The 13,980-nt window shown below is 60.8% G+C and carries 14 protein-coding genes; 6 read left to right on the top strand and 8 right to left on the bottom strand.

What is annotated here, in order from left to right; genetic code table 11:
* The first annotated feature begins 160 nt into the window (after positions 1-160).
* Both ABGM91_RS07980 and ABGM91_RS07985 read left to right on the top strand, forming a co-directional pair.
* Positions 161-1,132: a serine hydrolase gene (locus tag ABGM91_RS07980; protein ID WP_215428799.1), complete on the top strand. Its 972-nt coding sequence runs from the start codon at positions 161-163 to the stop codon at positions 1,130-1,132.
* 44 nt (positions 1,133-1,176) lie between these two features.
* Positions 1,177-2,256 (top strand): ATP-dependent 6-phosphofructokinase, encoded by a 1,080-nt coding sequence (locus ABGM91_RS07985; protein WP_215428798.1) that lies wholly within the window; start codon positions 1,177-1,179, stop codon positions 2,254-2,256.
* 67 nt (positions 2,257-2,323) lie between these two features.
* Here ABGM91_RS07985 and ABGM91_RS07990 read toward each other — a convergent pair whose 3' ends face one another.
* From ABGM91_RS07990 to ABGM91_RS08010, 5 genes are all read right to left on the bottom strand, one after another.
* The gene (locus tag ABGM91_RS07990) at positions 2,324-3,562 is read right to left on the bottom strand and encodes a DUF805 domain-containing protein (protein ID WP_354831219.1); all 1,239 of its coding nucleotides are present in this window, start codon (positions 3,560-3,562) and stop codon (positions 2,324-2,326) included.
* Positions 3,563-3,662: 100 nt separating this feature from the next.
* Positions 3,663-4,475, bottom strand: a complete 813-nt coding sequence (zupT, locus tag ABGM91_RS07995) for a zinc transporter ZupT (RefSeq protein ID WP_290566803.1) — start codon at positions 4,473-4,475, stop codon at positions 3,663-3,665.
* Positions 4,476-4,526: 51 nt separating this feature from the next.
* Positions 4,527-5,549, bottom strand: a complete 1,023-nt coding sequence (locus ABGM91_RS08000) for a thioredoxin family protein (protein WP_354831222.1) — start codon at positions 5,547-5,549, stop codon at positions 4,527-4,529.
* 18 nt (positions 5,550-5,567) lie between these two features.
* Positions 5,568-6,572, bottom strand: coding sequence for a hypothetical protein (locus ABGM91_RS08005; protein ID WP_354831225.1), 1,005 nt, complete (start codon positions 6,570-6,572; stop codon positions 5,568-5,570).
* 22 nt (positions 6,573-6,594) lie between these two features.
* Positions 6,595-7,074, bottom strand: a complete 480-nt coding sequence (locus tag ABGM91_RS08010) for a hypothetical protein (RefSeq protein ID WP_290566806.1) — start codon at positions 7,072-7,074, stop codon at positions 6,595-6,597.
* 90 nt (positions 7,075-7,164) lie between these two features.
* On the opposite strand from ABGM91_RS08010, the gene ABGM91_RS08015 reads away from it, so the two are divergent.
* From ABGM91_RS08015 to gmk, 3 genes are read left to right on the top strand one after another with little or no spacing between them, the layout of a single operon-like run.
* A complete protein-coding gene (locus tag ABGM91_RS08015) occupies positions 7,165-8,439 on the top strand; it encodes a valine--pyruvate transaminase (protein ID WP_290566807.1) in 1,275 nt (424 codons plus the stop codon).
* Positions 8,440-8,459: 20 nt separating this feature from the next.
* A complete protein-coding gene (locus tag ABGM91_RS08020) occupies positions 8,460-9,335 on the top strand; it encodes a YicC/YloC family endoribonuclease (protein WP_215428792.1) in 876 nt (291 codons plus the stop codon).
* A 5-nt stretch (positions 9,336-9,340) separates the two neighbouring features.
* Entirely contained in the window at positions 9,341-9,937 is a 597-nt protein-coding gene (gmk, locus tag ABGM91_RS08025) for a guanylate kinase (protein ID WP_251841464.1), read from the top strand.
* Between the two features lie 200 nt (positions 9,938-10,137).
* Here the strand turns inward: gmk and ABGM91_RS08030 are convergent, their stop codons facing one another.
* A complete protein-coding gene (locus ABGM91_RS08030; RefSeq protein WP_354831230.1) occupies positions 10,138-12,012 on the bottom strand; it encodes an SLC13 family permease in 1,875 nt (624 codons plus the stop codon).
* Positions 12,013-12,144: 132 nt separating this feature from the next.
* Between ABGM91_RS08030 and gluQRS the strand changes: the two genes are divergently transcribed.
* Positions 12,145-12,990 (top strand): tRNA glutamyl-Q(34) synthetase GluQRS, encoded by an 846-nt coding sequence (gluQRS, locus tag ABGM91_RS08035; RefSeq protein WP_354831233.1) that lies wholly within the window; start codon positions 12,145-12,147, stop codon positions 12,988-12,990.
* Between the two features lie 48 nt (positions 12,991-13,038).
* Here the strand turns inward: gluQRS and ABGM91_RS08040 are convergent, their stop codons facing one another.
* Together ABGM91_RS08040 and ABGM91_RS08045 are read right to left on the bottom strand one after the other, a co-directional pair.
* The gene (locus ABGM91_RS08040) at positions 13,039-13,524 is read right to left on the bottom strand and encodes a hypothetical protein (protein WP_354831236.1); all 486 of its coding nucleotides are present in this window, start codon (positions 13,522-13,524) and stop codon (positions 13,039-13,041) included.
* Between the two features lie 6 nt (positions 13,525-13,530).
* Complete coding sequence (locus tag ABGM91_RS08045) at positions 13,531-13,962, bottom strand: hypothetical protein (RefSeq protein ID WP_102714483.1); 432 nt, start codon at positions 13,960-13,962, stop codon at positions 13,531-13,533.
* Between the last annotated feature and the right edge of the window lie 18 nt (positions 13,963-13,980).

Here is a 13,980-nt window from a genome sequence, read left to right on the forward strand (position 1 = left end):
TCGTAATGCTCCCGTTGGAGGGGACGGCTTCCTCCAACAAATAGGATAGGAGGCGAAAGGTCAATGCGTTTTTCCGTGTCATGACATATAAGTGGTGCATGGAAAACATTTTAGACTTTCCAAATGCGGGGGGAACGGGCACTATCCCGCCGGTCCCGCCATGAAAAAGCTATCTCTATTCCTCCTGACCCTGGCCTGTGTATTCCAGTTCTCCGCCCGGGCGCAGGAAAAGCCCAGTTACATCGCCATTGAGGCCAATTCCGGCAAACTCCTTTTCAGCTCCAATGCGGAAGCCAGAAGGCCAGTAGCCAGCCTTTCCCAGGTAGCCACCGCCATGGTCGCGCTGGACTGGGTGGCCCGCACGCGCCTGCCGCTGGACACCTTCATCGCCGTTCCCCAGGAGGCGTTCGGACTCCGCGCCGGCAATCCCATGGACCTTCAGCCGGGCGACCGCCTGACGCTTCGGGACGCGCTGTACTCCACCCTGCTGGGCTCGGACAACGTGTCCGCCCTGACGGTCGCCTCCTTTGTGGGCCGTGATTTGGTCTCCCGCCGTGGCGGCGGCTCCCCCATTGGCGCCTTCGTGACGGAAATGAACAATCTGGCCCGCTCCCTGAAGATGTCCAAGACGCGCTTCACCGCCCCCCACGGGCTGGATGCGGGCAACTCCGTTTCCGAATCCTGCGCGCTGGACATGGCCCTGCTGGGCGCGTACAGCATGCAGAATCCGGCCTTCTGCTACATTGTCTCCCAGGCGAGCCGCCGCATCGGCGTGCAGTCCCAGACCAAGGGAATGACGATGTACGACATCTCCAACAACAACAAGCTCATGAGCTCCCCCGGCGTGGACGGCATCAAGGCGGGCACCTCCCGCGCCGCCGGCCCCTGCCTGCTGCTCAGCGTCACGCGCAACGCCATTTCCCGCCGCAGTCCCCAGACGGGCACGGAGGTGATTTACCCCCAGCGCATGATCATTGTGGTGCTGGGCTCTGCGCAACGTTACCCCCTGGCCAAGCAGATGATGACCAGCGGCTGGCGGGTGTGGGAAAACTGGCAGGCTTCCGGCATGGACATGAAGGACCCCAAGGAGTTCGTCCAGCTTCCCGTGAAATCTGGAGCAGAGAAGCGATAGGAAGTAGACGGCCCCGCAATTTTCTGCTATAAGAAACACCGAATATGAACATCGGTGTTTTGAATAGCGGGGGTGACTCTCCCGGGTTGAATGCAGTTATTGAAGGTGTCGTGGGCGCGGCTTCCCGCCGCGGCTGGAACGTTGTCGGTTTTTACGATGGGTTTGAGGGACTTCTGTCCACGGAGGATGATGAACGGTTTGAATGGCTGACCCCTGCCGGATGCCGCGGATTGCGCGCCAAGGGAGGCACCATCCTGGGAACCGTGAACAAGGGAAACTTCGCCATCAAGGTGGGCGTGGACCAGAAAGGGGCGATTGAGCCCGCCGTGCTGGAAAAGACAAAAGCCACCATCCGGCGGCTGGGCCTGGATGCCCTGATCGTCGTCGGCGGGGACGGCTCCCAGTCCACGGCCCTTTTGCTTTCTGAAATAGGCCTTCCCGTGGTGGGAGTGCCCAAGACCATTGACAACGACCTGGGCGCGACGGACGTGACCTTCGGCTTCTACAGCGCCGTTTCCATCGTCTCCGAATCCCTGGACCGCCTGGAAACCACGGCGAACGCGCACCAGCGCATGATGGTGGTGGAAGTGATGGGGCGCCATGCGGGGTGGATTGCCCTGGAAGGCGGCATCGCCGGAAGCGCGGATGTGATTCTGCTGCCGGAAATTCCGTTCTCCATTGAAAATGTGGTGGAATGCATCAAGGCGCGCAAGGCTGCCGGGCAGCGGGAAATTCTGGTGGTGGTGTCCGAAGGCGCGCGCCTGGCGGATGAACTGGTGCTGCTGGATGAAAAGACCCAGGGGGAAGTACGCCTGGGAGGCATCGGCAAAGTGATCTCTAAAAAACTGGAGGAAGCTACAGGTATTGAAACCCGCTCCTGCGTGCTGGGCCACATCCAGCGCGGCGGCTCCCCTTGCGCCTATGACCGCATTCTGGGCGTCCGGTTCGGCAGTTACGCCGTGGAACTGGTGGAAAAGGGCAAGTTCAGCTGCATGGTGGCCCTGCGGGGGACCAAGATGACGGCCGTCCCCATTGAGGAGGCCGTGAAGACCCTGAAGCTGGTGGACCCGGACTGCCAGCTTGTGCGCACGGCGCGTGACCTGGGCGTGTGCTTCGGGGACTGACGCTCCGCGCCTTCAGGCAAAAGCCGCTGCCTGTGCGGCTTGATTGCTTTTCAACCGTATCCTGTTCTCAGGATACGGTTATTTTTTGCGGAAGCACGCCGTAGTCATTGGCGCCGGAAGAGCTTTTGAGCAGCATCATGGACAGGAAGAGGATGGAAAACAGGTCCATCAGATTGGAGGCCATGGCCAGATAGGCCACGTAAGGGGCCATATCCCCCGGAATCAGGCGCAGCAGGAAAACCAGCACGAAGGTGACGATGAAAATCAGGATGGGAATCAGGATGAATTTTCCGCTCAGGTTGCTGTCATGCAGGCGCCGTACGGCCACCGGTATGTTGAACAGGATGTTGAGCCCGGCCACGGTGGCCAGAAGCTCCAGGGAAAGCATGCTCAGCTCCCCGGACTGGTAGAAAAAGTAAAAGGTGGGATTGAAACAGGCGTGGGCCAGCAGGATGAGGGCATCCTGCGGATGGGTGGTGTACGCCAGAATTTGCCGGGAAGGGGAAACATAGAACCCCAGCGGATTGCTGTCCACGTCGATCATGCTGTAGCCCAGCGGCAGGAACAGAAGCACGGAAAGGAGGAAGAAGGACCAGAACTCCGCACGGGAGGCGCGTCCGGCCAGCGTGGTCAGCTTCCTGAGGCTGATGAGCCAGTAAAGGTAAAACGGCGTGAAGGGCTTTTCAGGCGTGTCTCCGGCAGTGACGGGAGCGCTCGCGGGAGGTATGTCCGTCCGGCGGCAGTACTTGTTGCCGGCCGTCTTGCTTTCACCCAGCGTCAGGTAGAAAAAGATCAGGTGCCCCAGGCCGAAGGGAAGCAGCAGGGAAAGAACCCAGAAGCCGCTTCTGCCCGTGTCATGCAGGCGCCTGAATGCCGCCGCGGCGCAGGGAACGATCAGGGCCGCCCACAGGAGGATGGTCAGCGCGTCTCCGTAAATGCTCAACCTTGTATCCGGAATATGGAGCCAGTCCGTCAGGATGTACCCCGCCAGGGCCGGAATCAGGGCCAGGAGGGGAAGCGCCATGAACCACCAGAATTCCGCGCGGGAGGCGCAGCCCCGGAAATCCGCATAATGCCGGAACCCTTTTTTCCAGCAGGCAAGGGGGGATGAAGGGGAAGGAAGGGCGGGGGAAGGTGCCGGAGCGGCGGGAGCAGAGGAAGCAGCAGGGGTAGCAGGGGTAGCAGGGGTAGCAGGGGTAGCAGGGGTAGCAGGGGTAGCAGGGGTAGCAGGGGTAGCAGGGGTAGCAGGGGTAGCAGGGGTAGCAGGGGTAGCAGGGGTAGCAGGGGTAGCAGGGGTGTCCGGCATGGAGGAGAAAGGGGGTTTCCGGTTAGACCCCCTGATGCCGGGAAATGCTCAATGCGGCGTGTTTTCAGGACACGGAAAATTTTCCCCGCCAGGAGCAGGTTCAGATCAGCACGACGGCCATCAGCAGCATGCCGGCAATGATGCCCATGATGGAAATGTGATGGTGGCCCCAGCGTTCCGCCATAGGCAGCAGTTCGTCAAAGGAAATGAATACCATGATGCCCGCCACGGAGGCAAAGAGGATGGCCAGCACGGTAGGCGTGAGGAAGTGGAACAGGAAGAGCATGGCGATGGCCGCGCCCACCGGTTCCGCCAGCCCGGACAGGAAGGAGTAGAAGAGGGCCTTTTTACGGTTGCCCGTGCCGTAGTAAAGGGGAACCGCCACGGCGATTCCTTCCGGAATGTTGTGGACGGCCACGGCCAGGGCGATGGACGTGCCCAGCGTCAGGGAATCCAGCCCGGCGGCAAAGGTGGCGATCCCTTCCGGGAAGTTATGGATGCCGATAGCCAGGGCAAAGAGGATGCCGGACCTTTTAATCTTGGCGGAGGAGAATTCCCCGCTGGCCTGGCCGTGGATATCCTCCGGGCCGCGCGCTTCGTGCGGGTTTTCGTCTTCAGGCACCAGGTAGTCGATCAGGGCCGCCACGGCGATGCCTCCGAAGAAGGAGGCAATGGCGATCCAGGCGCCTGCCGTGTGGCCTTCAAATTCCATCAGCCGGTGCTGGGCCTCCCCCAGCAGCTCCACCAGGGAAATGTACACCATCACTCCCCCGGAAAACCCCAGGGCGAAGGTAAGCGTCTTCGTGTCCGTCCTCTTCATGAAGAAGGCGATGAAGCCTCCTATCCCGGTAGCAAGGCCTGCCAGCGTAGTGAGCAGGAAGACGGTGAGGATGTGGTTGGTGGAAAGATCCATGTGCGGACCCGCCGGGCAGGGGGAACCCGGTACCCGGCAGGAAAGGATGGGTTATTTCTTTGCAGGAGCCGGGGGAATGATCATTTTAGTGGCCCGGATGGCTCCGGGAGGGAGCGGGGGCTCTTCCCCCGGCTTCAGCTGGCCCCGTTCCTTCTTGATCTCAGGCAGTTTTTCCAGAAGCCTGCCGCACATCTTTCCTTCAAAGCTGTCCGGGAGAAGCGCGACGGCTTCTTTAAGGGGCTGTTCCAGTTCATTCACCCTGTTTTGCTGCATGAGCAGGTTCACCTTTTGCATGAGGACGGCCTGTTTGACTTCCGGCAGGAGCCCGTCCTTCTTCAGGTAGCCGTCCATAAGGGAAAGGGCTTCGTCAGGCTTTTGTTCCGCCAGGATGTGGACGTTTTTCTGACGGAACGTATCGGCCAGCTCTTCTCTCTGGGTATGGAGCAGTTCTTTCCTGTTCAGTTCCGCGCGGATGCCGGAAGCATCCTCCGGGTCCAGTTTGGCCAGTTCTTCCAGGGACGGCTTGTAGAAAGCGGGGATGCTGGACTGGGGAACCGTCTTCAGCAATTGGACCAGGGCGTCCCGGCGCTGCTCGTCCGTGAGGCTGCCCGCCAGCTTGTTTGTCAGGGCCTGCTGGGTTTTTAGAGCTTCCGCCGCCTTGGCCGCATCTTTCATGACCTGGTCCGGGTTGGCATAGCCTACGACGGTGTGGACGGGGCGTCCCTGGGCGTCTGTGTAGACCAGCGTGGGGAACCCGGTGATGCCGTAGGATTTCTTGTAGGTTTCCAGCATGGCCTTGGTCTGTTCGTCCTGCTGCTTTTTACGCGGGAAATCCAGTTCCACGGGAATAAAGGCGGCGGTGATGCCTTCCTGCACCTTGGGGAGGGAAAGGGCCTGCTTCTTTTGCATGATGCAGGCGCCGCACCAGTCGGAACCGGTGAATTCCAGCATAACGCCCTTCTTCTGGGCCGCGGCCTGCTGCATGGCTTCCGCAGGATTGGTGCTCCACGCTTCGGAAGCTCCGGCAATTCCGGCAACGAGCGCGGCCACGACGGGGATGATGATTGTTTTCATGATTTGGAGATAAATCAGTTACATGGGGGGTAGCGGAGAATGGGCAGGAGGCACCCACATGCCGCCGGAAGAGGAGGAGTCCGAATCTCCCGTATGGGTGGGCGTTTCAATCTGCGGCTTGCCGGAGGGCGGATCCAGGTCTTCCACCACCACTTTCTTCTTGGCGGGCTGGGGAGCCGGGGCGGGAGCGGGAGCCGGGACGGGAGCCCGGCGGATGACGGGGGCCTGAAAGGAGGCGTCCGTCTGGTTCATGGCCGTAATGTTCAGCGGGTCGCCGTAAGCCAGCATTTCCCGGATATCGTCCGGAAGGTCTCCGGCGGGAATGGAAGTGCTGCCCTGCTCGTGCATGATGCGCACAAACTCGTTCTCCACGCGGGTGATTTCCACGTTCAGGTAGGTCTTTCCGGAATGGGCCGTTCTGAGGATGTCAAACTTGCGGCCGCGGGCCTTCGCGCGGGCATCCTGGCGGTATCGTTCAAAGTAGGAGCGGATTTCCCCCCGGATGCCGGCCACGCGCATTTTTTCCTTCTCAATGGACTTCTGCGTCTCATCCAGGTCGGTCGCCGTGTTTTCAAAAATGTCCAGCAGGCTGAGAAGCTGTTCCTTGGGAGCAGTCTTGTTCCGTAATTCCCTGAACTGTTCCTGCTTTTTCAGGAGGGCGGCATGGTTGGCTTCCAGCGCTTCCCGGGCGTCCCTCACCGGATCGGGAAGCTGGGAAAATTTTTCATAAACGATGTATCCGGCCCCGATGACGATGATGCCGAACAGTCCCAGGCACAGGTTCCAGAACAGGGCGTCCCCCCTGGCTTTCTTCTGCGCCTCCTCCTGCTGGGCTGATTCCTCTTCCGCGGCGTGTTCGGAGACGACGTCCATGGATGTTTTCAGGCGTTTTTTAGGGGCGGAAGAGCCGTCCTTGTTTTCTCCGTCGCCGTTCCTGTCCTCCCTGGGGGCGAAGCGGGTTTCATCTTCGGAAGGCGGGAGCGTTTCGCCGGACGGCTGTTGCGGGGAAGGTGAGTCAGTCATGGGATGGGTCAGGGGAGTGGGATTAGTCTACCGGGTGGGACTGCTTGAATTCCGCCAGTTTGGCGGCATACGCGTTGTACTGGTATTGCAGGGCGTGAAACTCCTGCTTGCGCTGCGCCAGCGTCTTGCGCATGTCTTCAATGTCAAAGCACAGGTGCTCGAAGTCGCGCCGCTTGGACGGCAGGACGTCAATATCCTTCACCGTGAAGGGAGTGGCGATTTTGCCCGGATTGGAAAGGCGCTTTTGAAGATTGTAATTCACGCGCGCGTCATGGGATTCCGCCTGGCTGATCTCCTGGTCAAGCTGGGCCAGGGCGTCCTTCGTCTGCTGGAGCTGGGCCTGGAGCTGCTGGTGTTCCGAAGAGGAATTGCCCGTAATGAAGGAGGTCAGGGCTTCATTCGTGCCGCTGTCGCATGAGGTAAGGGCCAGCGCAAGGGCCAGCGCCGGACAGGTACGCCTGGTAAATCGCACGATGTTGAACATGCCGGGGATTATGAACATTAACGGGGGGGAAAGTCAAACTGTTCATGCGCCCTGCCGAACAATGATTTTTCTCGCATAAAACGCGCATGCGGCTACAATGCCCGCGGCATGATGCAATTATCGGAGATCGGAGGCCACCTGACGGCCAGAACGGGTATTGACGATTTGATGGAGGATTTATTCAAGGCCCTCCATTCGGGGGATGCCGGCCTGTGCCAGCTGAACGGCGGCAGTCCCGCCGTCATTCCGGAGGTAACGGAACTCTGGCGCCGCAGCATGGCGGAGCTGGTGCGGAATGGAAAATTTGACGTGCTCGTAGGGCATTACGCCCATCCGGGCGGGGACCCCGGCTTCATCCGCGCCCTGGTCCGTTTCCTCAATGAACGCTGCGGCTGGAACCTGAAGCCGGAGAACGTGGCGATCACCCAGGGTGGCCAGATGGCCTGCTTCACGCTCTTCAACATGCTCGCGGGTCCCTGCAAGGACGGCTGCGTGCGTGAAATCCTCTTCCCCCTGTGCCCGGATTATGTGGGCTACCAGTCCCAGTCCCTGTGCGGCGGCGTGATGTTCCGGGGCATCCGGCCCGGCATCCGCATGCTGGACGGCCATACGTTCAAGTACGTGATTGACTTTGACCGCCTGGACATCCGCCCGGAAACGGCCGCCATCTGCATGTCCCGCCCCACCAACCCCACCGGCAACGTGGTGACGGATGAAGAGCTGGACCGCCTGCGGGAAATGGCCGCCCGCGCCGGGGTGCCCCTGATGATTGACAACGCGTACGGACCGCCGCTGCCCAACATCTGCTTTGTGCCCGTAAATCCGGCGTGGGACGAAAACATGATCCTGACCATGAGCCTGTCCAAGATCGGATTGCCCGGCACGCGCACCGGAATTGTCATTGCGCGTCCGGACATCATCCGGGCGGTGGTCAGCATGGTCACCACCTCCTCCCTGTGCCCGAACAACCTGGGCCAGGCGCTGGTAACCCCTTATCTGGAAGACGGCACGCTGGAACGCGTGTGCCGTGAAACCCTCACGCCGTTCTACCGCCGCCAGGCGGAATTCGCCCTCTCCCTGCTGCCTGAACTCTTTGGAGAATCCATCCCGTGGCGCGTCCACAAGAGTGAAGGAGCCATGTTCCTGTGGCTCTGGTTTGAGGGGCTGCCCATCACGTGCCAGGAACTCTATGAACGGTGCAAGGCGCGCGGCTGCTTTGTGAATCCGGGCCATCACTTTTTCTTTGCCCTTCCGGAGGAAGGTGAACCCTGGCCGCACCGGCATGAATGCATCCGCATCAGCTTCACCCAGGCGGAGGACCTGTTGCGCAAGGGCCTCTCCATCGTGGCTGACGAGGTGAAAAAAGCCTACTCCCATTCTTAATCCCAATCTGAACCGTATCCATGAACAGCATGACCGGCTTTGGTAGAGCCGTTGCCCAGACAGACCGTTACAACATTCTTGTTGAAATCTCCGGAGTAAACCGCAAGCAGACGGAAATTGCCGTTAACGTGCCCCGCAGCTATGCGGAATGGGATGCCTCCGTGCGCTCCATCGTTCAGGGGGCCGTTTCCCGCGGCCGCGTGGGCGTTTCCGTCTCCGTGGAACGGCTGGAGGAAGCGGACGGCTCCCTCCAGCTTGATGAAAAAAAACTGGCCTCCCTGGCAGGGTTGCTGAACCGCGCGGCTGACCTGGCCGGGCAGCCCATGCCCCTTCAGGCGTCCGACCTGCTGAGGCTGGAAATCATCACCTCCGCAGCGGAAACTGCCCTGTCTCCGGAAGAAGCCTGGCCGGTGGTGGAAGAGGCCCTCAAGGGTGCCTTGAAAGACTTCATCGCCATGCGCGCGGCGGAAGGCGCCAACCTGAAAACGGATGTGCTGGGCAAGCTGGACACGCTGGAACAATTCCGTCTCAAGATTGCGGAACACGCCCCGTCCGTCCCCGCAAGACTGCGTGAAGCCATGCTCAAGCGCCTGGCGGATGCCGACCTGTCCGTCTCTGCGGACGATGAACGCATCATCCGGGAGGTGGCCCTGTTTGCGGACAAGTGCGACATTTCCGAGGAAATCACGCGTCTTTCCTCCCACTTTGACCAGTTCCGCACCCTGTGCGCGTCCTCCGCTCCCGCGGGCAGGCCCCTGGACTTCCTCTGCCAGGAAATCTTCCGGGAATTCAATACCATCGGTTCCAAGGCGAATGACTCCACGCTGTCCCATCTGGTGGTTTCCGCCAAGACGGAGCTGGAAAAAATCAGGGAACAGGTTCAGAACATCGAATGACAGCCATGAAACAGCCATTGGGATCTTTGCTGGTAGTATCCGGACCGTCCGGTTCCGGAAAAACGACCCTGTGCCGCCGCGCGACGGAAGACGGGCTGTGCGTGTACAGCATCTCCTGCACCACGCGCCAGCCCCGGCAGGGTGAGGCGGACGGGGTGGACTACCACTTCCTGACTCCTGAAGAATTCACGGACAGGGTGCAGAAAGGGCATTTTCTGGAACATGCGGAGGTGCACGGCAACCATTACGGGACGTTGAAGGCGGACATCCTGAACCTTCTGGAGCAGGGTAAAAGCGTGGTGATGGACATTGACGTTCAGGGGGCGGAGCAGATCCGCGCCTGCGTGGACGGCATTCTTCCCAAATGCTATACGGACGTTTATATCTACGTGCCGCAGGAGGAGCTGAGAAACCGCCTCTGCGGCCGCCAGACGGATGAAGACGAGGTGATCTCCCTGCGCCTGCGCAATGCCGCGCAGGAAGACGCCTGCCTGCCGCGGTACCAGTATTGCCTGGTTTCCTCCGACCGGGAAACGGATTACGCCGCCTTTGCCGCCCTGCTCAAGTGCCAGTCCATGCGCGTGGCGCTGATGCGGGAGTAAGGCTTCCGGGTGCTGGATTCCCGAAATCCCGTGTGCCTTTTTTCTCCGCTTCCCGGTTGTTCTGGAAAGATTGGACGGGATGCTTTCTCCTTGTTCTGCGGTCAGGGTCCCATGACCCGGAAAAACCGGTTCGTCCGTTTCCTCATCCATAAAAAAGCCAGGGGTGCTTTCCCTGGCTTTTTTCCAGAAAACACGCGCCTCTATTTAAGAGGGTACAACCAGCCGACGGTGCAGGTGAAGATGATCCACAGGAGGATGTTGAGGGGGAGGCCCACCTTGACGAAGTCCTTGAATTTGTAACCGCCGGCATTGTAGACGTAGGTATTGGTCTGGTAGCCGATGGGGGTGGAGAAGCTGGCGCTGGCGCCGAACATGACGGCCAGGATGAAGGGGATGGGGTTGGCGTCAAATTGCAGGGCCATTTCATAGGCCAGCGGCCCCATGACGGCGGCCACGGCGTTGTTGGAGATCATTTCCGTCATGATGGAGCAGATCAGGTACAGGCCGGAGATGGCCACCAGGCACCCCATGGGCCCTATGTTGTCCACCACGCCGAAGGCAATGGCCTTGGCGAGCCCGGTTTTGCTCATGGCGTCCCCTACGCAGAGCATGCCCAGAATCAGGAAGATGATGCCCCAGTCCACCGCCTGGTATGCTTCCTTGGGTTTGATGCAGCCGGAGATGACGACGATCAGGGCGCCGATGAACGCCAGGTAGAAGGGGTTGAAGCGGGCGAAGAATTTGAAGAAGTCCCCGTATTGTTCAAAGGAACCCAGCAGGCCGATGAGGATGAACAGCCCCATGGCGAAGATGGCCCAGCCCTGCTTGCTGCGGTTGTGCGCATCCGCGGGGCGCTGGCTCAGGGGGATGATGCGCTGCTTGGTCAGGATGCGGTTCATGCCTTCCTGCGGCCCTTCCAGCAGCAGGGTGTCCCCGGCGGCCAGCTTGGTGTCCGGTCCCATGTCCGTGATGTTCCTGCCCTGCCTGTGGATGGCGAGCACGAAGATGTTGAACCGCTGGCGCAATTTGAGCTCGGACAGGGAGAGTCCGGCGAATTCCGAGTTGTTGGCGATCATGCCTTCCACGATTTGCACGTCGCGCTGTTCCAGGGTTTCCAGGCCGCGGCTGTCGTCCCAGCCCAGGTCCACGCCCTTGGCCTCCCGGACCTGGTTGACTTTCCTGGCGTTGCACAGGAAGAGGATGCGGTCGCCTTCCTCCAGGTTGATGTGCTGTAGTTCCTCCTGCATGGAGAAGCCCTTGCGGCGCACTTCCACGATTTTGGTGCCCAGCAGTTCGGACTGCATCAGGCTGACGGGAGTGGTGCCGATGTGGGGGGAGCCTGAGGGGATTCTGACCTGGAGCAGGAAGTCCCGCTGGATGCCGCCCGGCAGCATGGTGGACAGGGTGGGGCGGGTGGGCAGCCATTTGCGGCCCACCGTCCAGAGGTAGAGCAGCCCCGCCGCAGCATAAAGCAGCCCCATGGGCGTCACCGTGAACATCTGGATGCCTTCATAGCCCAGTTTCTGTACCTGGCCCAGCACCACGACGTTGGTGGAGGTGCCCACCACGGAGCAGGTGCCACCCAGGATGGTGGCGTAGGAGAGGGGGATGAGCAGCTTGGAGGCCGCGATGTTGTGGTCCCGGCAGAAGGCCAGGACAATGGGCATCAGGATGACGACCACGGGCGTGTTGTTGACGAAGGGGGAGACCATGAACGCCCCCAGCGTGATGACCAGCAGGGCGGTCAGTTCCCTGCCTTTGGCTACCTTGTTGAAGAGTTTGGAGAGGTCTCCAATGAGCCCCGTTCTTTCCAGGGAGGCGCTCAGGATGAACATGCATACCACGGTCAGCGGGCCGCTGTTGGCAAAGCTGGACAGAACGTCGCTGGTACTCAGGATGCCCGTAAGCATGAGCACGGCGGTTCCGGCCAGGGCGGTTATTTCCACGGGCATCCATTCCTTGATGAAGCAGATGAAGAGGAGGAGCAGCAGAATGCCCACAATCCATTGCTGGGTGGCTGCCGTCTCCATCCAGCCCATGACGGCGGCGGAGTTGAAGTTGAAGAGGGAAGGCATGTAGTGAAAGGTGAATTTACCGGGAGAGGGCCCAACTCTCCTACTTTCCCGGCCCCTTTCTGTCAAGCCGCAATAATTTTCCGGAAAGGGTTTGAAAAGGCGCCTGCGCTTTTTTATGGTGGAATGCGCCGCATGGAATCCCCCATAGTAACAAGGTTTGCCCCCAGCCCTACGGGGCGTCTCCATCTGGGGCATGCCCTGGCCGCGTGGGAGGCCCGTTCCCTGGCGGACCGTTTTTCCGGAAGGTGCGTGCTGAGGATGGAGGATATTGACCAGACGCGGTGCCGTCCCGGTTTTGTGGAGGGGATTCTGGAAGACCTGGATTGGCTGGGCATCCGTTTTGACGGCCCCATGATGATCCAGTCCTCCCGCTTCATCGCTTATGAAAACGCCCTCCAGGTGCTGAAGGACCGCGGGGTGCTTTATCCCTGTTTCTGCACGCGCCGGGAGATTGCGGAAGAAGTGGCCGCCATGGGCGGCGCGCCGCAGGGGGGGCAGGTGGATATTTATCCGGGAATCTGCCGCCAGCTTGACAAGGGGCGCAGGAAGGAGCTTCTCAAGTCCGGCAGGCCCTTTTCATGGCGGCTGGACTGCCGCGCCGCCGCGCGTATTACGGGACCTCTGTTGTGGAGGGACATGCGGTTCGGCGGCCAGGTTTGCCGCCCGGAGGAGCTGGGGGACGTGATTCTGGGGCGCAAGGATTGCCCGGCCAGCTACCACATTGCCGTGGTGGTGGATGATGCGGCCCAGGGGGTCACCCATGTGAGCCGGGGGGAGGATTTGCTCCCCGTTACCGGTATTCACCGTACGCTCCAGGCCCTGCTGGGGCTCCCCGTGCCGCAGTGGTACCATCACCGGCTGGTGAAGGATGCCGCCGGAAAGAGGCTTGCCAAGAGAGACCGGAGCCTGAGCCTTCAGGAGATGCGCGCCGCGGGCATGAAGCCGGAGGACGTGTTCCGCCTGATGCGGGAGAGCTGAGAATGCCGCCGCGTTTCCTTTGCCGGGCGCCGTGTTCCGGAGGGGGAGTCAGGCGCGGGATTCCGGACGCGGTTTTCCCGCAACGGGGCGTATTCCGCCTTTTCCCATGCAGAGAAGGCACGCCCAGGCCGCCGCAAGGGTAAGCAGGAGAAGCGCGCAGAAAGAAACCAGCAGGTTCAGGTGCCCCAGCGGAATGATCCATGCGGGCGGCATGAGTCCCATGCCGGCCAGTACCTCCGGCAGCCACGCAAAGGCGCTCTGGGAAAGCAGAAGGACAGCCGTGAAGGCCAACCCTGCGGCCAGGGAGAGCCGTACCGCCGGAAGAACGGGGCCCAGCGTTTCCCGGACGTTTTTTCCCATGGCCCGGATGGTTCCGGCAAGCAGGGTTGTGAAAAACAACGGGGCCAGCAGGGCTGCGGAGGGCAGGCTGTTCCAATAGCTCCATGCGCACAGGGGAGAGGCGGCCGCCAGGATGCCGGCGCTTTTAACCAGAAGGCCCCGGTGCGGCGGGGCGGATGCCGCGGCGTGGTTCATCTCCGTTTAATCAGGCCAGACGTTGCCGGGCGTGCTGCCCTGCGTGATGACTACTTCCTGGCCTATTTTCAAGGTAAAGGTGGGCGTTACTTCCTGCTGGACTTCCACCAGCTCGTTCGTGTCCTTGAGCTTGACGCGCACGCGGATCATTTTGGTTGCTTCCACCCTGCCGTCCACGATGGAGCCGGTGGCGGACGCCAGTTTGGAGGTGCCCATGCCGATGATGCCGGGCGTCATGGCTTCCGCCGCCGTGCCCGCCATGTTGGCGAAGGTGCCGTCATCAGCGGAGGTCAGCACGTTGATTTCCTTGATGCGGACCACGTTGCCCAGCTTGATTGTCGTCACCTTGCCGGTGGCGATTTCCAGGGTGCTTTTTTGAGTGCAGGAGAAGAAGACGGGCAGAATGAGAAAAACGGGAATGAATTTTAGCAGATTCATGAATACACAGGTTACTAC

The organism is Akkermansia muciniphila (assembly GCF_040616545.1).
In the GTDB taxonomy this organism is placed as follows: domain Bacteria; phylum Verrucomicrobiota; class Verrucomicrobiia; order Verrucomicrobiales; family Akkermansiaceae; genus Akkermansia; species Akkermansia muciniphila_E.